Below are 25,230 nucleotides of genomic sequence, written 5' to 3'. Positions count from 1 at the left end.
CTCAAGCTAAAAGCGAACACTTATTCGATATCTTTTTACATAATTCAATTTTAATTGAGATTATCGCTCAAAATAGAATTTTAATTGAGAATATGGGTCAAAATTTAATTTTGAACATTTTTTTCTTTCAAAAACTTTATGAGATAATAAAGTGCAAATTGAGATGCACGTAAACGATTCGTATTTCTTAATCCTGATAATAAAAGTTTATACGTTTGTGGTGTTCCCTGTTGCGATGCAATACTTATCCAAACGGTACCAACCGGCTTTCCATCATGTGGGTCAGGGCCTGCAGCACCAGTAATCCCAATGCCAACATCTGTCCCAAATTTCTTCATGACGCTTACTGCAAGGGCTGCTGCACATTCTGAACTTACGGCACCGTAAGTAGACAACAAATTCTCTTCTATACCTAGTTGTTTCACTTTCATTTCGTTATTATACACAACAACTCCGCCGGATAACGACGAACTAATTCCAGGTTCATCCGCTAGCTCTGCCATAAACATTCCTGCCGTCAAACTTTCAGCTGCTGCCAATGTAAGATTATTTTTACTTAGTAATTCAGCGGCTTTTGACGACAATGTTTCTTCATCAATTCCATAAATAAATTCACCAACAATAGAACGAATTTCTTTATCCACTATGTCAATTAAATTATTTGCTTCAGTTTCTGATAAGGCTTTTGCAGTAATTCTTAATGTAACCGCACTTTTACTCGCAAGTGGAGCAATGGTTGGATTCGCTTGTTTCTCCAATAGATCTTGAATTCGAAATTCAAGCTCGGCTTCACCGATTCCATAAAATTTGAGAATACGTGATTTTATAAGTTCCTGTTTTCCAATCACGCTAAATAAATACGGCGTTGCTTCATTCGTGAACATCGGTTCCATCTCATGGGGTGGTCCAGGAAGAAGTATATAGTGTGTACCTTCACTTTCAACAGCCATACCTGGTGCCATTCCTGTATGATTTGCCAAAACCTGAGAACCCTCAAAAACGAGTGCTTGTTTTTTATTGTTTTCAGACATCGTTCGCCCACTTCGATCAAAATAGTCACTAATATAACGAAGTGCAGTATCGTCACTTACAAGCACTGTTCCAATTTGTTTGGCAATTGTTTCTTTTGTTAAATCATCCTTTGTCGGTCCAAGCCCACCAGTAAAAATCAATATATCCGCACGGCCTTTTGCAATTGTAATTACTTCTTCTAAACGCTTAGGATTATCACCCACAACGGTATGATAATTCACATCAATCCCGATTTCCGCCAGTCTCAATGATATAAACTTTGCGTTACTGTTTAATATCTGTCCAAGTAATAACTCTGATCCTACTGCTATAATTTCTGCTCTCATCTACTTTTAACTCCTTACATAGACTCAATTAAGACACGTCGGTTTTTATAAAAATAATCTACACCTGACCAAACTGTAAAGAAAAGTGCAATGTATAACATAATTAGCCCAAAGGGAATTCCTATTGATTCAAAAAAGATATTATTTAATAGTAAAGATGAAATTGCAATAATTTGTGTAGCAGTTTTAATTTTTCCAAGTTGGTTGGCTGCTACCACTTCGCCGCCACCCGCAAGTATTAACCTAAGGCCGGTTACTGCAAATTCACGGCTGATGATGATAATAACAACCCAAGAAGGCGCAGCACCAAATTCAACTAGAATAATTAATGCTGCCGAAACCAATAACTTGTCCGCCAACGGATCTAGAAATTTCCCCATATTTGTCACTAAATTATATTTACGTGCGATATAACCGTCTAGCCAGTCCGTTATGGATGCAATGATAAATATCAACCCACCAATTAAATGACCTATTTCAATTTCAGTTCCTGCGATAACTAAAGTGCCAAAACCAAAATCAGTAAGCATAAATAACATGAAAACTGGAATTAGACACACGCGTAAAACTGTTATTTTATTTGGTAAATTCAACGATAACACCCTTCCCATTCAATGAAAATAGTCATCTTTTAAAGATGACTATTGTTCTTTTTCGTATTTAATAATAATGTTCTGTGTAATGCGGTCGCTAGCGTATTCCAGTAACTCACCATTCACATAGATTTCAGTACTCCCGGAACGCCCAACACGAATTCTAACAAACTCAGTCTCTGTAACGTCGAACTCTACCGTGTTACCAGATTTCATCGTCATTGCTGGTGTCATCCATTCTTTTCTCGTTTCATCTAAAACGCCAATCCAAGAATCTCCAGTTGTACGGATTTCCAGTAAAAATTGCTCTGCATTTTCTAAAGAATAATTTGCATCTTCCCCACTTATCGATACATGCGTAAGTGTTTGCACAGCTTTTTCGGGCTCTACAATTTCCGGTTCCTCTTCTTCATCGCTTTCAGTTTCTACTTCAGGTGGTTTTACTTCAGTCTTATCACTATCTTCCATTGTAATTCTGTCCGGGTCGCCAACATCTTCTATAATCGGTTTTTTAGACGCAGTATTCAAAATTAAAAAATAAGCAACGGCAATTATTACGATAATAAAAAGTGCAGCTGTAATCTTCGGCATCATTTCACTGAACCTACTATTGCTTCTAGAAATACTACTTCTGTTTAAAGCTGGAGTAGTAAGTTGTTGTTTTTCCTCATCTAGTTTTTCAGTAGAGGCACTGTCCCTGTATAAGGAAAGCATTTCATCAGGGTCAAGGTCGACCGCTTCAGCATATTGCTTAATAAATGCACGGACGTAAAAAGAACCCGGCATCATGCTATAATTTTCATTTTCGATACCAGAAAGATATCGTTTTTGAATTTTTGTTATTGACTGTAAATCATCTAACGTAAAGCCTTTAGTTGCTCTCGCCTCTTTAAGACGATCACCTAATCCGGTCACCAAAAACACCTACCAATCAAAAGTTGAATATATTAAATCCGCCTGCTCCTAAATCTGTTGCCATGTTGTTCTTTTCCAAGACTTCATATGTAATCTCTTCGTCCGGAGTCGTCCGTAGCTCAATTATATAATCAAAGTCTTCAATACTATACTCTGAATGTTGTACAAATATATCTGGATGCTCGACCACTTTTATTGAAGGTAAGTTCATCATTTCACGAACAAGTTGCAAATGTCGTTCATCAGATGCTTTACGGGACACAATTCCGTCCAAAATAAATATATTATTTTTAGAGAATTCATCACCAGCAAGGGTATTCCGAACAGTTTGCTTAATCATTGTTGAGGATAGAAAAATCCATTTTTTGTTTGCGCAAACACTTGCCGCAACAACCGACTCTGTTTTTCCGACCCTAGGCATACCTCTAATTCCAATCAATTTATGACCTTCCTGCTTAAATAGCTCCGCCATAAAGTCAACTAAGATCCCTAGTTCACTGCGAAGGAAACGAAACGTTTTTCGATCATCTATATCGCGTTGAATATAACGGCCATGACGAACAGCTAAAATATCGCGCAATTTAGGTTCCCTTATCTTCTTCACTTGTATTGTTTCCATTGTAGATGCTATCAGTTCAAAACGCTCTATTTGAGCATCATCTTCGGTTGTTAGCAACATTCCACGATGCCCACCATCAACACCATTTATTGTAACAATGTTAACACGTAACATTCCAAGTAATGAAGCAATATCACCAAGAAGTCCTGGTCGGTTAACTTGAATTTCGTATTCACAATACCATTTTCCCATTCGTCACACACCCCTTACAAAAGTAAATGCGGATAAACTGTACAGAATTCGGATTTATTTACATGTACACCTAATAATAGCGGATAGAGTGCATTAAGAAAAGGAAATAATAAAAGGGAAAAAACACCCTTTTATTAAATATACCAACCACCGTTAATTTTCAATATTTCTCCAGTCATATAGTCCATATTCCCGCTTAATAGAAAACAAACCATTTCAGCTACATCTTTAGGGACACCCGTTGTCATTAATGGAATTTCATTAATGACTAGTTGTCGGTCTTCAGAAGAGATTTCGGCGTTCATAGTTGTTTCAATCCAGCCCGGTGAAATCGCATTTACACGCATTCCGGAATAAGCAGCCTCTTTTGCGTAGGCCTTCACAAATGTATGTTGTGCACCTTTAACAGCCGAATACATTACTTCCCCTGCTGCACCTGTATTTCCCCATATGGAACCAATAAAGACGACGTAAGACGATGTAAACGCACGAAGTTGTGATGAAATGAGAGCAATAAACCTTGCCGGATTTTGCATATGAACTTTCCACAGTGCATCCATATCTTCCGGCATCGTTTCAGTTAACAACTTATTCATTGACTGCCCATTCGCCACAACAATCGCACGCACATTCTTCATTTTACCGGCTAAACTTTCAGCTCCACCCGTTTTCGAGAAATCGCTTTGGCATATAATAAAATCCAATTCGGGATAGTTTTCACAAAGATCTGTTTGTAAAAGCAGGGCATGCTCTTCATTACAATTGTAATGAATATAAAGCGACCATCCATTTGCAGCAAGAGTTCGGCATATTTCTTGCCCAATTCCGCCTGATGCACCTAGAACAACGCAGTATCCTTGATTAGTCATTCTGTTTTTTCTGCCGGAACAACAGTGAAAACTGTGTGACCATCTTCATTGCTAAATGTATCAAAAGCAGCTCTTAAATTATCTAATGTCATTTTTTCAAGAACTGGAACTACGTCAAACAAGTTCATATCATTAAATTTATAATGAGTAAACTGATTTGCGATAAACTCAATTGAATTTAATGAACGCATAAATTGACCTATTTTTTTCTTCCTCATTCGATTAAGATCCGATTCTTTAATTGGCCAATCCTTTACAGCGTTTTGAAGTGTTTTCCGGATTGCATCTTCCAAAAGTTCAGGTTTTTCCGTATCCGATACAACCATCGCAAAACCGAAACCACTTTCAATTGTAAAATCATAAGAAAACGATTCATCAATTAAACCATCCGCATACGCTTTTGTAAAAAAGGCAGATGACCGATCAAATAATGCGTCTAACACAAGGCCAGATGATAGTTCTTGAATAATCATCTCTTCGGCTGAATTATCAGTTGTAATGCATTTCATACCGTAACTTAGTTTCGGCTTAGTAACATCCATCGTAAGTGTTCTCTTTTTTATTGCGACAGTATTAGGTTCATCTGGAAATATCCGTACGATATCGGTGGCTTCAGTAAATGTTTTACTGTCTTGATTTTTTTTAATATGCGCCATCATTTCCTCGGGTTCTACTGCCCCTACTATGAATAACACCATATTGGACGGATGATAGAACGTTTCGTAACACATATAAAGATGCTCGGCTGTAATGTTCTCGATGGACTCAACCGTCCCAGCAATATCAATTTTAACTGGGTGTTCGTGAAACATATTTTCAATCGTTCCAAAATATAAGCGCCAATCGGGTAAATCATCATACATTGTTATTTCTTGTGCAATGATCCCCTTCTCTTTATTAACGGTTTCTTCCGTGAAATAAGGTTCTTGGACAAAGTTAAGCAATGTCGTTGTATTTTCGTAAAGCCTTTCTGTAGCCGAAAAGAGATATGCAGTGCGAGTGAAAGAAGTAAATGCATTTGCAGATGCACCTTGTACACTAAACTCCTGAAACACATCACCATCTTCTTTTTCAAACATTTTATGTTCTAAGAAATGAGCAATTCCATCTGGAACTAAAACTTTTTCGTCTTTTCCATTTGGAATAAATGCCGAATCAATGGAACCGTATTTCGTAGTGAATGTCGCAAATGTTTTAGAGAAACCACGCTTCGGTAATATATAGACGTCTAGCCCATTGGTAAGTTTCTCATTATATAAAGTTTCCTGCAGGTTTTTAAATTCAATTTTCTTCATTGTTGGTAGCCTCCTTACCTGATAGCAAATAAACAATTTCTAATTTAAGTGTGGAAGCCATTTTCGTAACGTCCTCTTTTGTTACCTTTTCCCATTTCGAAATGATACCATCTGCAGTGAAGTTTTCATCCAATTCCTTAAACTGATCGAACACTTCAATTTGCCCACGAGCAGAGTCAAATGTACTGCGAATCCCGTTATTTAGGAGTGCTTTTGTTTGTTCAAGCTCTAAATCGGTTATGTCGCCATTTTGCAATACCGTAAGCTGTTCAGTAATGAGTTTAACGGCCTTCTCCTCAAGTTCCGCATCTATGCCTGCCATTACATAGACAAGCCCGTAGTGGGAAGAATAAGAACTTGAGGCGTAATAAGCCATACTTTCCTTTTCACGAACGTTCATAAATAACTTACTATGTGAAAATCCACCCAGTATTCCATTTGTCACTTGCATTGCAGTATAATCCGGATGGTGGAACGTGATAGGTGTTGAGAAGCCCATGTGTAATTTCCCTTGTTTCATATCTTGTTTTTCACGAACTTGTTTATACTCTTTCGTTTCAACTTGTTGCGGTTCAGTCACATCAATCTTTTCCCGTTCATTTCGTGCCTTAAATGGAAATACTTCACTCAACTTCTTAACAAGAACTTCATCATCAATATCACCAACAACGTAAATGTCGATTTCATCTTCATTCAGCATTTTAGTATAGGCATTAAGAATATCGGTAGACGTAAGTTTGGCTACATCGTCCTCTGTTCCATAAGACGATAGAGAAACAGGACTATCAGGTCTTAAGATTTCAAGCATTCGTTTTTGTGCATACCTTGTTTTATCATCATATTGTGAACGAATCCGCTCTATAACAGACTTTTTCTCGCGCTCGACAATTGTAGTTACAAAATTACCGTTTTCCATATTTGGTTCGAAAATAACACATTGAATCAATTCGATTACTTCGTTCAGAACATCGCTCTCATGTAAATACTCGTCATTCACACACTCCGCATTAAGTGTCAAAATATGAGTATCGCTACGCTTACCGACATCTGTATAAAGAACGGTGCCATAAAGTTCATCTAATTTGTTTTTCAAATCGCCTTGCGTTTTGTATTTGCTGTTTGAGTCTTGTAAGACATTTGCTAAAACTGTTCTAGCAGCGGATGTATTTTCATTAAGATTACTCTTCCACTTTATAGAAAAGTTAACTGTTTTAAACTGACTTGATTTACGTGTGTATAACGTAACGCCTTCTTGAATTTTCATTTTCTTAAACATTTAAGCACCTCTGTTTTTGTTAATATGCGGAATCCTAACTTCACTATACATTTACATTCATAGAAGTTGCAAATGACTCGATTAAAAAACTGCCGAAAGACTGAATTAACGGTCTTTCAAGGCAGTATAAGTTTTATCGATTTCCCTTAATATATGGTTCTCCGCTGGCTTTCGGTGCATTTGCTCTACCGATAAATCCTGCAAGTGCAAGGATTGTCAAAACATAAGGCAAAATATGAAGATAGACAGTTGGTACATTTGCGAGAAACGGAATTCCCGGTGCACTTATCGCAAGTGCTTGTGCAAATCCGAAAAATAACGCTGCTCCCATTGCACCAATCGGATGCCACTTACCAAAAATCATCGCGGCTAGTGCCATAAAACCTTGTCCATTTATCGTCGCATGACCAAAATCATTTGTCATTGTTTGTGAATAAATTGCACCACCAATACCCGCTAATCCACCGGAAATGATCACTGCGATATAACGAAGACGAATTACGTTAATCCCCATTGTATCGGCAGCCATTGGATGTTCTCCGACCGCTCTAAGACGAAGTCCGAATGGTGTTTTATAAATAACAAACCATGCAAGAAGTGCAACCATTATAGCTATAATGGATGAACCATAGATGCCTTTAAAAAACAGTGGTCCAATAAACGGTATTTCATGTAAAACTGGAACATTAAATCTTGGTATACTCTTTTGGATAAAATCAGTCTGACCTTTTCCAAAAATCATTTTTACAGAAAATAAGGCAACCGCAATTCCAAGCATGTTAATTGCCACACCTGAAACAACTTGGTCCGCACGGAATGTAATCGATGCGACCGCATGCAAAATCGAGAAGATTGCGGATACAATCATTGCCGCAAGAAGTGCCAACCATGGTGTCCATGCACCAAATGTTTCAACAAACGCTAAGTTGAAAATGATTCCTATGAAAGCACCCATAACCATAAGACCTTCTAGACCAATGTTTACAACACCTGAACGTTCCGAGAAGACGCCCCCAATTGAAGTGAAAATAAGAGGAGCAGCATATGAAATCGTAATCGGAACAATAAAGTATAGTAATTCAAGAAAACTCATGTCACTTCGCCTCCTTTTTCTTATTCAATCGGCCAAGTGCCACACGTATAATATATCCGGATGCAACGAAGAAAATAATGAGTGCAATAACGATAGAAACAATTTCTAGTGGTATTCCAGCAGCATTTGGCATATTTCCGGAACCGTATTTTAATGAACCAAATAGTGTTGCACCAAAAACCACACCAAGTGGTGTATTTGCGCCAAGTAACGCAACCGCTATACCGTCAAAGCCAATCCCTGTAAATCCGCTTAGGTTAGCCATATAACCAAATGTTCCAAGTGCCTCCATTGCGCCTGCAAGCCCCGCAAAAGCACCGGATATAACCATTGACAATACAATGTTTTTATTGACATTCATACCTGCATATTTCGAAGCATGATCATTAAAACCTACAGATTTAAGTTCATAACCTGTTTTTGTTTTTTCAAGAATGAACCAAGTAACTGCAACCATCGCAAGTGCAATGAATATTCCATAGTGTAAAGTTGAAAAGTTCGTAAGATTCGAAAGGAATTCTGAACGAAGCGATGCTGTCGGATGAATTTTATCTGTCTTGTAACTACCCGATACCGCTTTAATAAGAGCATTTACAACGTGAAGTGCAATATAATTCATCATAATCGTAACAATTACTTCATGAACGCGAAGCGTCGCTTTCAAAATACCTGGTACTAATCCCCATAAGGCACCTGCAACAGCTGCTGCTATAAGCGCAAGTGGTAAGTGAATCATTTTCGGAAGTTCAAAGGCCACTCCCACATATGCCGCTGCGAACCATCCGACAATTAACTGTCCTTCAACTCCGATATTAAACAATCCAGATCGAAACGCAAAAGCTACTGCAAGTCCCGCTAGAAGATAAGGACTAATTTGACGAACCGTTTCTCCCATCGCATAAACGTTACCAAATATTCCATTAAATAATGCAATGTATCCTTTTACAGGGTCGTATCCACTCGCTACCATAACAATCGCCCCAACTAGTAAACCTAGAATGATTGAAATTATTGGTACGAGTAAATTAATAACTCGATTAGACATTTCTGTCCTCACCTTCTTTCAAAACAACTTCATCTCCAACAACGATCATTTGGTCTTTTGAATGTCCTGCCATCAGTAAACCTAATTCTGACTCAGTAGTTTCTTCTGGTTTTACAATATCAATTATTTTTCCATCAGAAATAACTGCGATACGATCCGAAACGTTCATTACTTCATCAAGTTCAAAGGAAATTAACAATACAGCTTTTCCATGATCTCTTTGTTCAATAAGCTTTTTATGAATGAATTCAATTGCGCCAACATCGAGTCCCCGTGTTGGTGTAGCAGCAATCAGCAAATCGGGATCGCGGTCAATTTCACGACCAATAATAAGTTTTTGCTGATTCCCACCGGATAAGGAACGGGCAAGAGCATGTTCACCTTGTGATCGTACATCATACATCTTAATAATTTCATTTGCTTTTTCGGAAACCTTTTTATAATCCATAATCCCTTTTCTAGAAATGGGCTTCTTATAGTACGTTTGTAAAACAGTATTGTACCCTACAGTAAAATCAAGAACTAAACCATGCTTATGTCGATCTTGGGGAATATGACCAATCCCAGTTTCAGTAATTGTTCTTGGCTTTTTTCCAGTAATATCTTTTGAATTGATAATTATTTTTCCACTCTTCACTTTTTGAAGACCGGTAATTGCCTCAATCAGTTCGGACTGGCCATTTCCACCAATACCAGCAATACCTACAATCTCACCTCTGCGAACGGACAAATTCAGTCCTTTCACTTTTGCAACACCGCGGTAATCTTCCACGAAAAGGTTTTCAATTTTCAGTACTTCCTCTGTTGGAAATGAAGGACCTTTTTCTGTTTTAAACGTTACTTGTCGCCCCACCATTAATGTAGCAAGTTCTTCAGGATTCGTTTCGGCGGTAATAACCGTTCCAATCCCCACTCCTTTACGAATGACGGTTACTCGATCAGACACATCCATGATTTCCTGAAGTTTATGTGTAATTAAAATAATGGATTTTCCTTCTACAATCAGCTTTTTCATTATGGCAATTAATTCGTCAATTTCTTGTGGTATAAGTGATGCCGTTGGTTCGTCAAATATAAGGATATCCGCTCCGCTGTAAAGTGTTTTTAATATTTCAACGCGTTGCTGCATACCGACGGATATATCTTCGATTTTTGCATACGGATCGACATCCAATCCATACAATTTAGATATTTCGGCAACTTTTTTCGCCGAATCTTTAATGTTAATCATTCCCATTTTCTTAGGTTCTTTTCCTAAAATAATGTTCTCTGTAACCGTTAGATTTTCAACAAGCATAAAGTGTTGATGCACCATTCCTATTCCAAGTTCATTGGCAATATTTGGGTCCGAAATATCCACTTTTTTTCCACGTACTCGAATTTCGCCACCCTCAGGTTGATACAAACCAAACAGAACGTTCATTAACGTTGATTTTCCAGCACCATTTTCTCCTAAAAGTGCATGGATTTCTCCTTTTTCTAATTGTAGAGTAATATTATCGTTTGCAACAAAGTTACCGAATTCTTTTCTAATATTCAGCATTTCTATGACATATTCCAACGGGTTCACATCCTCACAACTAAGTTTTTTCAAGAATAATTGTTTAAATAAATACAAGAAAAGACTCCTGAAAGGAAGCTTTTCTTCTATTTACTTTTATATTGTACATCCTACAAAAATGAAACCATGAAGGCCAAACTAAATGAAGCCCTCATGATTTCGTTTTTTAAAAATTAAAGATAACTTATTTAGCGTTTGGATCTTTTGGTACAACAATTTCTTCACTAACAATTTTCTCTTTATACGTCTTGATTTCAGCAAGAATGTCATCTGGAATTGCGCCACGTGAATCAGCAAGTTCGATTCCATCATCACCTAAACCATATGTTGTAATTATTCCGCCTGGGAATTCACCTTTCGCGGCAAGTTCAGCAGTTAACTTAACAGCTATGTCTACGCGTTTAAGCATTGAAGTAAGTGTAATGTTATCATCGCCAACTTTACCTTCTTCATATTGGTCAGAGTCCACACCAATTACCCATACGTATGCATCTTTATCAGCTGCTTTACGTTCTTTTGCTTCAGAGAAAACTCCATTACCAGTTCCGCCTGCAGCGTGGAAAATAATATCAACGCCCGAAGAATACATACGGTTTGCTGCTGCTTTTCCATCTTCAGCTTTGTCAAAGTTTCCTGTGTATTGGACGTCTACTTTAATATCAGGATTAACCGCTGCTACTCCAGCAACAAAACCCGCATGAAAACGTTCAATTACTGGAATTTCCATTCCACCAACGAAACCAATTTTATTCGATTTTGTCATACGTGCGGCAGCAACTCCAGCAAGGAATGCTCCTTCTTGTTCTTTAAACATAATACTTGCAACGTTCGCAACGTCAGATTCTTCATCAACTAACGCGAATTTTGTTTCTGGATTTTGCTGTGCAACAGTTTCAATTGCGTCTTTCAAAAGAAAACCAATACCAAAAATCACTCCAAAATCACGATGAGCAAGTCTGTTGATATTTGCTTCATAATCAGCCATATCGGTTGATGTTAAATAATCATATCCGCCATCGCCTTTTTCAAAGCCATTTTCTTTACCATATTCTTCGATCCCTTTCCAAGCGGATTGGTTGAACGACTTATCATGTACACCGCCCGTATCTGTTACCATTGCAATTGAAATTGCGTCTTTATTTACTTCAGGTGCTGTAGTTGTGTCATCTTTTTTCGTATCTTTTGCTTTATCAGTCCCACATGCGCCTAGAATTGTTCCAGCTGCTAGTAGAAATGTAAAAGCAAGACCTAATTTACGTTTCTTCAATGATAGACCCTCCCTGTTTTTCTAATTATATTAGTATGACGCCAAAGCGTCTTATACCCGTTTTCGGACGACGTGAAAGCTAAATTTGTCAGCACGGAAATAGTTTTTAGAATACAAAACCATTTCACCATCTTCACTGTAGTGATGTTGAAGTAATACTAAGAGCGGCACGTCGACACCACATCTTAATATGGACGATGCGACATCGTCATATCCTACTGGCTCAATATGAGTTACGGCTTGATCAATTCGGATTTCTCCGGATTTTTCAATCGCATCGAATATCGAAACATTTAACAACTCTTCAGTCCCTGTTGGTATGTTTTTAGATAATACATGATCTATGCAATACACAACTGGTTCTCCGTCTGCGGTTCGCACCCTTTTGATTGTTACAAGATGATCTTCTTCATTACAAGAAAATCTTGCCTGTTCTTTTTCGCTAGGAGTTGTTTCAGAAACATCCATGAATATTGTTCCTGGTTCCATTCCAACATTCCGAATCATTGCAGAAACACTTGTCAAATGTTCAATTCCTGAAGTAAATAATGGCTTTGGATTCACAAATGTTCCAACACCATGTTTCCGTATGATCACTTTCTCTTCTTCAAGTAGACGAAGTGCTTCACGAAGTGTAGCACGGCTGACACCAAGCTCCCGGGCTAACTCGAATTCAGATGGGAAACGTTCATTCTCTTTAAATATGCCTTTTTCAATATCATTTTTTAATCGTTCAATCACTTGTAAATATAAAAGTCTTTGATCTGTTTTAATCATCATTGCACAATCACCTCCTACTTGAGGTCAGACCTCTGATGTTAAACTTTACTACTAATCAACCATACTATATCACTTTTAACTCATAAAATAAACAAGCAGTTCATAAATCTTTTTTCACGGGCATTAATAATACGGTTTTGACAAAGTATTTATGAGTGGGCATCTACTTCATTTTTGCCCAACAACACTTTTCTTGGTTTGCTACCTTCAGGTGGACCAACGACACCACGCATTTCCATTTGGTCAACAATACGTGCCGCACGCGAATACCCCACCCTAAAGCGACGTTGCAACATGGAAACAGATGCTGTTTGTAATTCAATTACAAGGCTTACTGCTTCATCATACAATTCGTCGGTTTCTTCATGAGGTCGAACTTCCACAACTTCTGTCGGTATCATTTCTTCTTGATACTGGGCTTTTTGTTGTTCAATTACAAAATCTACTACAGCCTCAACTTCACTATCGGACACAAATGCGCCTTGAATTCGAACCGGTTTGGATACACCTGCAGGAAGGAATAACATGTCGCCCCTTCCCAAAAGCTTTTCAGCCCCACCACTATCTAGAATCGTTCTTGAATCGATTGCCGATGAAACTGCAAATGCAATTCGAGATGGTATATTCGCCTTAATGATTCCCGTAATAACATCAACACTTGGACGTTGTGTTGCAATGATTAAGTGGATTCCTGCCGCACGTGCCATTTGAGCAAGACGCGTTATTGAATCTTCTACGTCATTTGACGCAACCATCATTAAATCGGCCAACTCATCTACAATTACAACAATATAAGGCATCCGTGGGTGTTTTTCTTCATTTTCTTCATTCCAAACATCAATATGGTCATTGTAACCTTCTATATTTCTTGTTCCTGTATGAGAATACAATTCATAGCGTCGTTCCATTTCTGAAACTACTTTCTGTAGAGCCTGAGATGCTTTTCGTGGATCCGTTACAACAGGTGCTAAAAGATGTGGAACGCCGTTATACACATTAAGTTCAACCATTTTAGGATCAATCATCATCATTTTAACTTCATGAGGTTTCGCACGCATTAAAATACTGATGATAATACCATTGATGCACACACTTTTTCCGCTCCCTGTAGATCCAGCGATTAGAACATGCGGCATTTTATTTAGTTCGGCTAAAATTGCTTGTCCCGTAACATCCCGACCAAGTGAAATCATAAGCTTGGATTCCGGATGTCTATTTTCTTTCGCCTCGATAACTTCACGAAGACTTACAACAGCAATATCTTTATTCGGTACTTCAATTCCAATCGCGGATTTACCCGGAATCGGCGCTTCTATTCGAATACCACTTGCAGCAAGCGCTAGGGCGATATCATCGGACAAACTCACAATTCGACTGACTTTTACACCCGTATCCGGCAACACTTCATATTTCGTTACAGCAGGTCCTAAATGGACTTGAGTAACGCGAGCCTTCACACCGAAACTTAAAAATGTCCGCTCCAATTTTTGAGCGTTTGCTTGAATCGAATTAAACTCTTCCGATTGATCATTTACAGGAGTCTCCTTTAATAAACTAGGAGGCGGTAAAATATATGATTCATTTTCTTCTTCACCCGTAACTCCAGTAATGGACACATCTACAGGACTTTCTGCATCTATTTCTGAAGCTGGTACAACTCGTTCAGATTTTTCGATTCGCTCAGTAAATGCGGATATAATTGGCTGAGACGGTATCTCCATAATTCGAATAACTTCATCTTCAGATACATTTTGGGACTTCTCTTCTTTGTCTACGGGTTTACTTGTTCGATTGGAACGAGTTTGTTTATTTGGTTTCTTTTTTGTAGGAGATTCTTTATTTTTCAAAGATTGTTTAATTGAATTAATATATACAGGAAACCTTTCGGCAAAGTACGGAACAAGAGCTTTACCTGTTAATAAAACAAGTCCAATTAACAATAAGAGAACACCTGCCAGAGCAGCACCTGCTGAATCGAAAAGGGAATAGAACATTGCGAATAAAAATGCACCTGCCATACCTCCGCCAAGTGCCCCACTTCTAGAAATAATGCGATCATTTGTTACTAGTAAATTCCATGTTTCTTTTAAAACCGAATCAGACATAAGAACTTGACTTGAAGTAAGTTCTTTAAATAAATACACATGACTAAATAAAATTAAACTTGCTAGAATAAACAAACACCCAACAACAATTCTATTTTTCCATCCTCCAGCTTTTCTATTAATCATTAAAATAAGAGCTTGGATAATAAGTATAAGAGGTATTGCTTTATGCCAGTTGCCAAATGTCAACATTGAAAATGAAGTAAGACCACGACCGACCGTTCCAAATTCAAAAATAATGATAACCGCTAACCCCAACATTACAAGTCCAATAACTTCATAAAATAAGGGATGCATACCATGTGGTTTTTTCTTTCTACCTTTACCTGCTGTCTTTCGACTGCCTCTTTTTTTCGGCATTTGTCTCCTCCTTTCTAAGTTTTAAAAAAGGATTTCCTACCGCACAGACGGCAAAGGAAATCCTTCGAAGCGATTCTATTAAAAACGTAAATCCTATTTAAGAAAAAGTTCTACCTAATTAGTATTCCATTATAATCGGAATAATCATTGGGCGTCTTTTCGTTTGTTGGTATAAATACGAACTAAGTGTATCTCGAATCTCTTGCTTTATGTTTGTCCAATCGAAAGACTTTTTATTCACATGTGTCTCAACAATTTTCCGAACAAGTTTTCGAGCTTCTTCTAACAGCTCTTCAGATTCACGAACATAAATAAAACCACGCGAAACAATTTCTGGTCCAGCAGCAATACGTTTTTGTTTCCGGCTTAGTGTAATGACTACTGTAAATATTCCATCCTGTGATAAAAGTTTACGATCACGGAGAACGATATTCCCAACATCTCCTACACCAATTCCATCAATTAGGATATTCCCTGCTGGAACACGTCCACTCATTCGCATCTTATCTTTATTGTACTCAACCACATCGCCTTTATCAGCAATAAAGACACTTGTCTTTGGAATTCCTGTCTGTTGAGCTAATTTCGAATGTGCAATAAGCATTCTGTATTCACCTTGAACCGGTATAAAATACTTTGGCTTCATAAGGTTTAACATCAATTTCAAATCTTCCTGACTACCATGACCGGAAACGTGAACATTCTTACTCGAGGTAAGTACAGATGCTCCAGCTTTCGCAAGTTCATTCATCGTCTGGAACATAGAAACTTCCATTCCAGGTGAAGGGGTGAATGTAATTAAAACGGTATCTGTTTCTTTAATTTGCAGTAGTTGATGATCCTTTTGAACAATTTTGGAAAGAGCATCAAGTGGCTCCCCTTTGTTCCCTGTTACAATGATTACAACTTTATCATCATCATACTTTTCAATATCTTCTACAGGTACTACAATATCCTCTTCAATTTCCAAATATCCTAAATTCTTACCAACTTCAAAGTAGCTTTCAAGACTCTTTCCGACAACAGCGACTTTCTTACCTGTCTCTACTGCAGTATCGAATACTTGTTGGATCCGAATAAAGTTCGAGGCATATAAAGCAACTAAAATACGGCCTTCTGCTCCGTGAAATGTTTTTGATAAATGTGTTTCAATAACGGATTCAGAAGTCGTGTAACCTGGACGCTCTGCTTCTGAAGAATCCGACATTAGTACAAATACACCTTGCTCACCAAGTGCCGCCATTTTCCCAATATCCGGACGGTATTTGCCTTTCGCAGATTGGTCAAACTTAAACTCTCCAGTATGGACAATTGCACCTTCACTTGTGTTGAAAACAATTCCTAGTGAATCCGGAATACTATGCGTTGTATTGAAAAATGTAACATGTGTACGCGCAAAATTCATCCGGCTTTTATTTGTTACTTCGAAAAACTTTACAGCTGTAGGTGATGGCATTTCTTTCAAATGTTCTTTAGCAAGTGCAATTGTTAACTTCGATCCGTAAACCGGAGCTTGTACTTTTTGAAGTAAAAATGCGATTGAACCGATTGCATCTTCATGACCGTGTGTTAAAAAGATTCCCTTTACACGTTCTTTATTTTCTACAACATAAGTAATGTCCGGAACAACGATATCGATTCCAAGCATTTCTCCTTCAGGAAACATAAGCCCGCTATCTACGATAAACATTTCTTCATCAATTTCAACAACGTACATCGATTTCCCTATTTCTCCAACCCCACCAAGTGGGATAATACGTATTAACTCATTTTTTATTTTTGACACATAATTTCCTCCTATTTCTTTCCCGTTCAGATTGACTGTCTTTTATTATACGGGACGAAACGGTCCTGTACAAATATTTAAAACACAAGTTCGTTATTATACATATTCATTTCAAGTTATAAGCACAGTAAAGGACTATGTATTGTCTTTCAAACAAAAAAAGCCGGCAACTTCAACCGGCCTTATTTATACGAAAATTGTACGATTCTTTTCATAATCTTTCCATACATTATCAAATTCATCATTGCAATCTCCATAAGAAATCAAAGGCAATCTAACTCTACCTGTACCAATGTTCATTTTTTTAAGTGCATACTTCAAAGGAACAGGATTTGAAGATGCAAATAATGCTCGAAATAAAGGTATTAATGCACGATGCATTGCTGCTGCTTCAGTATTTCGACCAGCTGAAAAGGCTGCAATCATTTTCTGCATATCATTTCCGACAATATGAGAGGCAACTGAAACAATTCCGTTTCCACCTATCGCAAGAATCGGTAACGTTAATGCGTCATCGCCGCTATATACGGAAAAGCTCTGATCCGTTTCGGTAATAATCGTTGCAATCTGCTCCAAGTCGCCACTTGCCTCTTTCACAGCCCGAATATTTTTAACTTTCGAAAGTGCAACAACTGTTTCCGGCAAAAGATTTACAACGGATCGACCCGGTATATTATACAACAGTATCGGAAGAGAAGTTTCCGAGGCAATTTCGGAAAAGTGAGCATACATTCCTTTTTGACTTGGTTTATTGTAATAAGGGGTAACAAGCATTATCCCATCCGCGCCTAGGCCTGTCGCTTTTTTAGTTAACTGCATGGACTCACTTGTTGAATTCGTCCCTGTACCTGCAATTACTGGAATTCTTTTATTTACAGTCGTAATTGTAAATGCAAGAAGGGCTTCTCTTTCTTCGGCCGATAATGTGGGTGACTCTCCAGTTGTTCCATTCACTACAATTGAATTTGAACCATTTTTAATTAAATGTTCAATTAAAACTCCCGCTATTTCATAATCAATTTTCCCTTCAGATGAAAATGAAGAAACCATTGCAGTTGAAATGCGACCCATCTCCATACAAATCAGCCCTTTTCATTAATGAGACATTCTGCGATTTGGACAGAATTTAATGCGGCTCCTTTTAACAAGTTATCTGTTACAACCCACATATGAAAACCCTTTGGATGATCTGGATCTTTTCGAATACGACCAACAAATACAGCGTCCTCTCCTTCGGCAAATAGTGCCATTGGATAGGATTGCTTATCTGGATTGTCTTGTAGGACAATTCCGGGCGCATTTTCCAATAGTGATTTTATATCGGCAACAGAAGTATCTTCGTTTTCAATTTCAAAATAAACCGATTCGGAATGCCCAGAAACAACCGGAATCCGTACACATGTCGCAGAAACATGTAATTTATCGTCTTCAAATATCTTCTTCGTTTCATTGATCATTTTAAGTTCTTCGAGCGTGTATCCTGAAGAATCGAAAGCGTCAATTTGTGGTATCGCGTTAAATGCAATCGGATAGAAACGCTTCCCAGAACCTGTTGGCAATAAAGTTGCGTTATTCGTTGTACGACTTTCAAACTCAGTACTTTGTTTTTGAAGTTCATCAATGGCTTCAATACCGGCACCGGAAACAGCTTGATACGTCGAAACAATTACTCGACTTAAACCTAGTTTTTGTCGTATCGGTTCAAGTGCTGTTACCATTTGTATTGTTGAGCAGTTTGGATTCGCTATAATACCCGAATGTCGTTTTAATGCCTCGGGATTAACTTCTGGAACAACGAGCGGTATATCTTTAATCATACGGTAAGCACTTGTATTATCAATTACAACCGCTCCTCTATCAACCGCTTCACTTACAAACATTTTAGAAATGTTTCCCCCAGCACTAAAAAAGGCGATATCAATTCCCTCAAATGATTCTGGAACTGTCTCTTCTACAATAAAAGTTTGGCCATTTGCCGTAATTTCCAATCCTGCAGATCTTTTGGATGCTAGTAGTTTAATTGAATCCATAGGAAAATCTCTTTCTAATAACTTTTCAAGGATTTTTGTTCCAACCGCACCAGTCGCTCCGACAATCGCTACATTTACTTTTTTCATTCTAATTCTCCCCTTCAGCACTTAAGCAGTTCTAATGGAGAAATTATATCACAAGACTGGACACGATGTATCAAAACATTCATTTTTTTTCGTGTATGATGAGTAAAGGCTGCAGCTGTCTATTTTCAAGAGCGGCTATAGCAGCGGGGACCATCAGTGAAAAATCAGATATGAGTGAGTTCGGTTTTTTGAATGGATCATCCTGTCCAAAGGGAATAAAAAAGACGTTTTTCATGTTTAGGAGCTTCATAATATTGATACCGTTCAATCCGAGTGCATCATTTGTAGAAATGCCAAGTAAAACAGGACTACCGTTTCGTAACGTAGCTTTTGCACCCATTAACACTGGTGAATCGGTTGAGGCATTGGCAAATCTACTAAGTGAATTTCCTGTCATTGGAGCAATAATCATACAATCGACAGGCGTAGTCGGACCAAATGGCTCAGCTCCAACAATAGTAGATATAACTTTTTCCCCAGTTGCTTCTTCAATCCTTCGAATCCATTCCTCCCCGGTTCCAAACCTTGTCGCAGCTGTAAGGACCGAATGAGTAATAACTGGTACTACTGTTGCACCGGCATCGATGAGAGACTCGATGACCGGAATGATTTCATCATACGTACAATGCGAGGCTGTAATACCTAAAGCTATACGTTTTCCTTGTAGCATTAGTTTCCCCTTTCATCTTCTATACATCCTTTCAAGCGCATCCGCCAAAGCAGTTGCCGCATCGATAGGAAAATGTATCCCCGGAAGTCCAGGGAGTATTGTATAGTATTCAGATACCCCGTTAGCCCTTAGGCAACCGGGTGCCGATGCAAGATCAAAGATGCGAAGTTTCGTATGACTACTAGGGGTTAACCACTGCGAAGGAATTGTGTTAATGAGACAACCTTCCTGTAATTCAAAATCACTCGTAAGTTTCTGAGCGCTATAATGATTCGCTAATGCTTCTCCAAGCTGTGTATTGGAACGTGCAAGAATCGTAACATGTGCACCTAGTGAGGCTAGAACATCGGCTACCATTTTTCCAACTTTACCCAAACCCGCTACAAAAAAAGGTTCCCCTGATATAACTCGCTTCGTTCGAGTATAGTATTCCGCAATAAAACCTTCTGCCGTGAGCCTAGCATTTCTCCAAACAAATTGTTCCTCTTTCAAAAAAGAATGGATTTCCAGACCCGCATCTAAAAAAGGGCGAAGCCATTTATCATCTGCTACACCCACAAATAACTTTGTTTCTTTTTTTAGTAATTTTACCGGAAAATCGCCTTTCAATTGCAAGATTGGAAAAACAATATGATTTGGCCTAAATTCAATAATTGTCTCTTCTAATTCCGAAATTACAATATCTGATTCGAAATAACGGCATAAATGACCACGACTCGCCATGATTTCACTGCAAACTGCAATTCGTCGATCCGAACCAATGAACAGCCAACGATTATCACTCATCAAAATCGGCCTCATGCATCGTGCTCGCCTTCGTAAACAAAATTCGATGCTCACCTATCAAAACAATGTCCTTCCAAGGAATATACTCATCAGACTGTTCTTGGCGGCCTTTAAAAGAAAAGCGCCCAAATTTCTTCTTTATTTCAAACCCTATAATATCACCTGTTTTCGTATTAAATATGAGATCAGTATCCGCTAAAATCCCATATCTAATCCCATCCTCCACTTGAATTAATTCTTTTTGAGCAAGTTCTGAAAGTAACATCGTCATTCCCCTTTCCTTTATCTTCATTCATTATATGAAACGAAGTTGAAAAGCTGACTCTATTTACAGTTAGAATTTTATACGATGTACAATTTCTTTAGGTCCAATAATAGAATTCGAGCGTTTATTCACAAATATTTTTTTAGCCATACGAAGAATACCCTCGATGTTTACCCCATCAATACGGGAAATCACTTCATCAATTGTTAAGTGTCTATTTAGTAAAAGCTCATTATTACCATTCCGATTCATTCGTGATTCTGAACTTTCAAGACCAAGTATAAATCCGCCTTTTAATTGTTCTTTTGCATTTAAAATCTCATTGTCTGTTACACCTTTTTCAAGAATCGAATCTATGACAACATTAATTGTGCTGTATAATTCCGATAGTTTCTCAGGGGAAGTCCCAGCGTAAATCACAAACGCCCCTGAATTGATATAAGACGAGTAATACGAATAAACCGAATACGCAAGACCACGCTCTTCCCGGACTTCCTGGAATAATCTAGATGACATCGCGCCACCGATAATACTATCCAGAATTGCCAGATCATACATATTTGGATCACCTAATGAGATTCCCGGAAACCCCATACAGAGTTGTGCTTGCTCGATGTCTTTTTCTTTAACCCAAACACCTTCGAAGAATTCTGGAATTTCTAAATCCATTTCCACGTGTTCCTCATTCGATTGAAATGAACCAAATTCCTTTTCAATTTGTTGAATCAATTCCTCATCGTAATTTCCCGCTACTGAGATAACAATTCTTTCCGGCCGATACATTCGTTCCATAAAATTAAGTATCGTTTCCTTATTAAATGTTTCAATCGTTTTCTCTTTGCCAAGAACGGGTCTTCCAATTGAATGATTTCGGTACATATTTTCCCAAAGTATTTCATGCACATCGTCATCTGGCGTATCTTCTACTGCTGCAATTTCATCAAAAATAACCGATTTCTCTTTTTCAATTTCCTCGTTAAGAAATGTTGAATTGAAAAACATATCTGCTAGAATGGATAACGCTTTTCCTGAATGATTGTTTAATACCGTTGCAAAAAAGCATGTTGATTCTTTTGATGTGAAAGCGTTGATGTCTCCACCCATACGGTCAAATTCTTCCGCAATCATACGTGCACTTCTAGTACTGGTCCCCTTGAACAGCATATGTTCAATAAAGTGCGCAATTCCACTTTCAGCTTCTTTTTCATTAGCGGAGCCCGCTTCAATCCATACTCCAAGAGCTACTGATTGGACATATGGCATATGTTCATGAATAATTCGTGCGCCGTTCGCGCAAATTTGTTTTTTTATCATTCGCGGATTCCCCCTAAAATTAATTTGTTAAAGAAAGAAAAAGCCTCCTAATTCACTTTATGTGAAAAGAGGCTTTTCAATGTAATTCCTATTAATTATTTATTCGTTTGCTTTTTCGGCAGCTTTTTTCTCTTCTAGTAAAACAACTTTTCTAGAAAGGTTTACACGGCCTTGATTGTCGATTTCAATTACTTTAACGAATAGCTCCGCGTCCATTTTCAAAACGTCTTCTACCGCTTTTGTGCGTTCTTCTGAGATTTCAGAAATATGAAGAAGACCATCTTTGCCTGGGAAGATTTCAAGGAATGCCCCAAACTTTTCAATGCGCTTCACTTTCGCCATATAATATTCGCCAACTTTTGCTTCGCGAACAATATTTTCAATCATTTTCTTCGCTTTATCGTTCATTTCGTTATCCGGCGAAGAAATGTAAATCGTACCATCTTGCTCAGTATCGATTTTCACGTTAGTAACTTCAATTATTTTATTAATTACTTTTCCACCAGGTCCGATAACGTCTCGGATCTTGTCTGGATTGATTTTAATCATAATAATTTTCGGTGCATATTGAGACAACTCTGTACGAGGTTCCTCAATTGCTGTATTCATATGTTCAAGAATGTGCAAACGCCCTATTTTAGCTTGTGTCAATGATTCTTCTAAAATTTGACGAGATAGACCATCAATTTTGATATCCATCTGTAATGCTGTAATTCCTTTTTTAGTACCCGCTACTTTAAAGTCCATGTCGCCAAGATGATCTTCCATCCCTTGAATATCCGAAAGAACTGAGTAGTTGTCCCCTTTTTTTACAAGTCCCATTGCGATACCCGCAACTGGAGCTTTAAGTGGAACACCCGCATCTAACATCGCCATTGTCGATGCACAGATTGAAGCCTGTGATGAAGACCCGTTCGATTCTAACACTTCTGCTACAAGACGGATTGTATATGGAAATTCTTTTTCATCAGGAAGTACAGATAGCAATGCTCTTTCTCCAAGTGCTCCGTGACCAATTTCACGACGACCCGGTCCACGAATCGGACCTGTTTCTCCAACACTGAAGTTCGGGAAGTTATAATGATGCATAAAGCGCTTAGAGTCTTCAATACCAAGTCCGTCAATGATTTGAACTTCTCCAAGTGCACCTAACGTACAAACGCTTAGTGCTTGTGTTTGTCCACGTGTGAAGAGTCCTGAACCATGTGTTCTTGGAAGAATGCCAACTTCAGAAGCAAGAGGACGTATTTCATCCAAGCCACGACCATCTGGACGAATTTTTTCGTCAGTTATCAAACGACGAACTTCATCTTTAATAATGTCCTCAAGAATGGCCTTCACTTGTTTCATTGTTGCATCGTCTGATTCTTTTTCCTTATAGTGCTCCATAACTTCAGCTTTCACTGCATCAATTGCATCTGCACGAGCATGTTTTTCATGTGTTTGAATTGCTGAAATAAGTTTTGCTTCACAGCTTGTCTTTATTTCGGACATCAATGTTTCATCTAATTCATATAATGCGATTTCCATCTTCTCTTTGCCGACTTCAGCAATGATTTTTTCTTGGAATTCGATCAGTCGAACGATTTCACTATGACCAAACATAATTGCTTCTAGAATAATGTCCTCAGTTACTTCCTGAGCACCCGCTTCAACCATGTTAATTGCGTCTTTCGTGCCTGCTACAACTAAATCTAATTCACTTTTTTCTAACTGATCTGGTGTAGGGTTGATAAGAAACTCTCCGTTAATACGACCTACTTGAACACCAGCAATTGGACCTTCAAATGGAATATCCGATACAGAAAGTGCAAGCGATGAACCAAGCATTGCCGCCATTTCTGATGAACACTCATGATCAACAGACATAACGAGTGAGATAACTTGTACATCGTTACGGAATCCGTCCGCAAATAGAGGACGAATTGGACGGTCAATCAGTCGGCTTGTTAAAACAGCCTTATCTGAAGGTCGACCTTCACGTTTAAGAAAACCACCGGGAATTTTACCGACAGCATACATCCGTTCTTCATAGTTCACTGTTAATGGGAAGAAATCAAGACCTCTTGAATTTTTTGATGCTGTTGCAGTTGAAAGAACCGTCGTATCGCCGTAACGTACGAGAACTGCTCCATTAGCTTGTTTAGCAAGTTGACCTGTCTCCACGATAAGCTGTCTACCTGCCCAATCGAGTGTGTATACTTTTTTACCTGTCATAATCGAACCCCTCTCCGTATTCCAGTCTAAACCGTATACGTTGTATGTATTATTATTAGTGTAATTGAAAGCCCTAAGTGAATACAAGTTTTATCATTAATAACCACCATCAAGGCGCATTGTTACAGTATAGCACTTTATTCAACGTTCTAGTAAATATTAAGACAAAATGATTAACCAATCTTTTACGCTAAGAAAACCGGTAACTAAATCGTTTAGAGAAAACTGTTTTTTTTGGGGTTGTCCTTTTTAAATTGGATTCCAATTGCCATGTTGCTTTCCGTTCCAATCGGACGCGTTCCGAAGGGCGTGGCTTGCACTCTAAGCAACTAAGATTGTACATTACAAATAGAGAGAATATATAGAAGATCTTTCTTACATAATTTTATATTAGAACATAAAAAAAAAGCGGGCAAGCCCGCTTTAATTGTTTTCTTATTAACGGCGTAGGCCGAGCTTAGCAATAAGATCACGGTAACGCTGAACTTCGTTGTCACGAAGATATCTAAGCAATCTACGACGAGTACCAATCATTTTCATAAGGCCACGACGTGAGTGATGATCCTTCTTATGAGTAGACAAATGTCCATTCAGGTTATTGATATCTTCAGTAAGGATAGCGATCTGTATGTCTGCAGATCCTGTATCATTCTCATGAGTTTTGAACTCATTAATCAATTCATGTTTACGTTCTTGTGTTATAGCCATCCTATTCACCTCCTAATTCAAAATATCCCCGGCTCCCGA

General features: G+C 38.2%; 22 protein-coding genes. All 22 read right to left on the bottom strand.

The window, feature by feature from the left end; genetic code table 11:
- Nucleotides 1-104: 104 nt before the first annotated feature.
- The gene (locus ACP8HH_RS07000; protein ID WP_438317793.1) at nt 105-1,358 is read right to left on the bottom strand and encodes a competence/damage-inducible protein A; all 1,254 of its coding nucleotides are present in this window, start codon (nt 1,356-1,358) and stop codon (nt 105-107) included.
- Between the two features lie 14 nt (nt 1,359-1,372).
- Nucleotides 1,373-1,951 carry a CDP-diacylglycerol--glycerol-3-phosphate 3-phosphatidyltransferase gene (gene pgsA / locus ACP8HH_RS06995; protein ID WP_438317790.1) on the bottom strand — a complete coding sequence of 193 codons (579 nt, stop codon included), beginning with the start codon at nt 1,949-1,951 and terminating at the stop codon, nt 1,373-1,375.
- 48 nt (nt 1,952-1,999) lie between these two features.
- Entirely contained in the window at nt 2,000-2,866 is an 867-nt protein-coding gene (locus ACP8HH_RS06990; RefSeq protein ID WP_438317787.1) for a RodZ domain-containing protein, read from the bottom strand.
- Nucleotides 2,867-2,882: 16 nt separating this feature from the next.
- The gene (locus ACP8HH_RS06985) at nt 2,883-3,677 is read right to left on the bottom strand and encodes a DUF3388 domain-containing protein (RefSeq protein WP_438317784.1); all 795 of its coding nucleotides are present in this window, start codon (nt 3,675-3,677) and stop codon (nt 2,883-2,885) included.
- Nucleotides 3,678-3,811: 134 nt separating this feature from the next.
- Nucleotides 3,812-4,546 (bottom strand): elongation factor P 5-aminopentanone reductase, encoded by a 735-nt coding sequence (gene ymfI, locus ACP8HH_RS06980; RefSeq protein ID WP_438317781.1) that lies wholly within the window; start codon nt 4,544-4,546, stop codon nt 3,812-3,814.
- Complete coding sequence (yfmH, locus tag ACP8HH_RS06975; RefSeq protein WP_438317778.1) at nt 4,543-5,841, bottom strand: EF-P 5-aminopentanol modification-associated protein YfmH; 1,299 nt, start codon at nt 5,839-5,841, stop codon at nt 4,543-4,545. Before yfmH ends, ymfI begins: the two co-directional genes overlap by 4 nt.
- Nucleotides 5,828-7,117 (bottom strand): EF-P 5-aminopentanol modification-associated protein YfmF, encoded by a 1,290-nt coding sequence (gene yfmF, locus ACP8HH_RS06970; protein ID WP_438317775.1) that lies wholly within the window; start codon nt 7,115-7,117, stop codon nt 5,828-5,830. The genes yfmH and yfmF overlap by 14 nt, the downstream gene beginning before the upstream one ends.
- A gap of 133 nt (nt 7,118-7,250) precedes the next feature.
- On the bottom strand, nt 7,251-8,210 hold the full coding sequence (locus tag ACP8HH_RS06965; protein ID WP_438317772.1) for an ABC transporter permease: 960 nt from the start codon (nt 8,208-8,210) through the stop codon (nt 7,251-7,253).
- A 1-nt stretch (nt 8,211) separates the two neighbouring features.
- Nucleotides 8,212-9,255 carry an ABC transporter permease gene (locus ACP8HH_RS06960; RefSeq protein WP_438317769.1) on the bottom strand — a complete coding sequence of 348 codons (1,044 nt, stop codon included), beginning with the start codon at nt 9,253-9,255 and terminating at the stop codon, nt 8,212-8,214.
- Complete coding sequence (locus tag ACP8HH_RS06955) at nt 9,248-10,816, bottom strand: ABC transporter ATP-binding protein (RefSeq protein ID WP_438317766.1); 1,569 nt, start codon at nt 10,814-10,816, stop codon at nt 9,248-9,250. The genes ACP8HH_RS06960 and ACP8HH_RS06955 overlap by 8 nt, the downstream gene beginning before the upstream one ends.
- A 184-nt stretch (nt 10,817-11,000) precedes the next feature.
- Nucleotides 11,001-12,083, bottom strand: a complete 1,083-nt coding sequence (locus tag ACP8HH_RS06950; protein WP_438317763.1) for a BMP family lipoprotein — start codon at nt 12,081-12,083, stop codon at nt 11,001-11,003.
- A 51-nt stretch (nt 12,084-12,134) separates the two neighbouring features.
- A complete protein-coding gene (locus ACP8HH_RS06945) occupies nt 12,135-12,863 on the bottom strand; it encodes a GntR family transcriptional regulator (RefSeq protein ID WP_438317760.1) in 729 nt (242 codons plus the stop codon).
- Nucleotides 12,864-13,012: 149 nt separating this feature from the next.
- Complete coding sequence (locus ACP8HH_RS06940) at nt 13,013-15,328, bottom strand: DNA translocase FtsK (RefSeq protein WP_438317757.1); 2,316 nt, start codon at nt 15,326-15,328, stop codon at nt 13,013-13,015.
- A 118-nt stretch (nt 15,329-15,446) separates the two neighbouring features.
- Nucleotides 15,447-17,114 carry a ribonuclease J gene (locus ACP8HH_RS06935; RefSeq protein ID WP_438317754.1) on the bottom strand — a complete coding sequence of 556 codons (1,668 nt, stop codon included), beginning with the start codon at nt 17,112-17,114 and terminating at the stop codon, nt 15,447-15,449.
- A 186-nt stretch (nt 17,115-17,300) separates the two neighbouring features.
- A complete protein-coding gene (gene dapA, locus ACP8HH_RS06930) occupies nt 17,301-18,191 on the bottom strand; it encodes a 4-hydroxy-tetrahydrodipicolinate synthase (protein ID WP_438317751.1) in 891 nt (296 codons plus the stop codon).
- 5 nt (nt 18,192-18,196) lie between these two features.
- Nucleotides 18,197-19,231, bottom strand: a complete 1,035-nt coding sequence (locus ACP8HH_RS06925) for an aspartate-semialdehyde dehydrogenase (protein ID WP_438317748.1) — start codon at nt 19,229-19,231, stop codon at nt 18,197-18,199.
- A gap of 79 nt (nt 19,232-19,310) precedes the next feature.
- Nucleotides 19,311-19,901, bottom strand: a complete 591-nt coding sequence (locus ACP8HH_RS06920; protein WP_438317745.1) for a dipicolinate synthase subunit B — start codon at nt 19,899-19,901, stop codon at nt 19,311-19,313.
- 12 nt (nt 19,902-19,913) lie between these two features.
- A complete protein-coding gene (locus ACP8HH_RS06915; RefSeq protein WP_438317742.1) occupies nt 19,914-20,687 on the bottom strand; it encodes a hypothetical protein in 774 nt (257 codons plus the stop codon).
- Entirely contained in the window at nt 20,680-20,952 is a 273-nt protein-coding gene (locus ACP8HH_RS06910) for a YlmC/YmxH family sporulation protein (RefSeq protein WP_438317739.1), read from the bottom strand. Before ACP8HH_RS06910 ends, ACP8HH_RS06915 begins: the two co-directional genes overlap by 8 nt.
- Before the next feature lie 69 nt (nt 20,953-21,021).
- Nucleotides 21,022-22,266 (bottom strand): M16 family metallopeptidase, encoded by a 1,245-nt coding sequence (locus ACP8HH_RS06905; RefSeq protein WP_438317736.1) that lies wholly within the window; start codon nt 22,264-22,266, stop codon nt 21,022-21,024.
- Between the two features lie 99 nt (nt 22,267-22,365).
- On the bottom strand, nt 22,366-24,483 hold the full coding sequence (gene pnp, locus ACP8HH_RS06900) for a polyribonucleotide nucleotidyltransferase (RefSeq protein WP_438317733.1): 2,118 nt from the start codon (nt 24,481-24,483) through the stop codon (nt 22,366-22,368).
- A 438-nt stretch (nt 24,484-24,921) separates the two neighbouring features.
- Entirely contained in the window at nt 24,922-25,191 is a 270-nt protein-coding gene (rpsO, locus tag ACP8HH_RS06895; RefSeq protein WP_438317731.1) for a 30S ribosomal protein S15, read from the bottom strand.
- Between the last annotated feature and the right edge of the window lie 39 nt (nt 25,192-25,230).

This window comes from Sporosarcina sp. FA9, from assembly GCF_051550205.1.
Taxonomy (GTDB): Bacteria; Bacillota; Bacilli; order Bacillales_A; family Planococcaceae; genus Sporosarcina.
The sequence above is the reverse complement of the archived record's forward strand: the minus strand, read 5'-3'. Positions and strand labels throughout refer to the sequence as shown.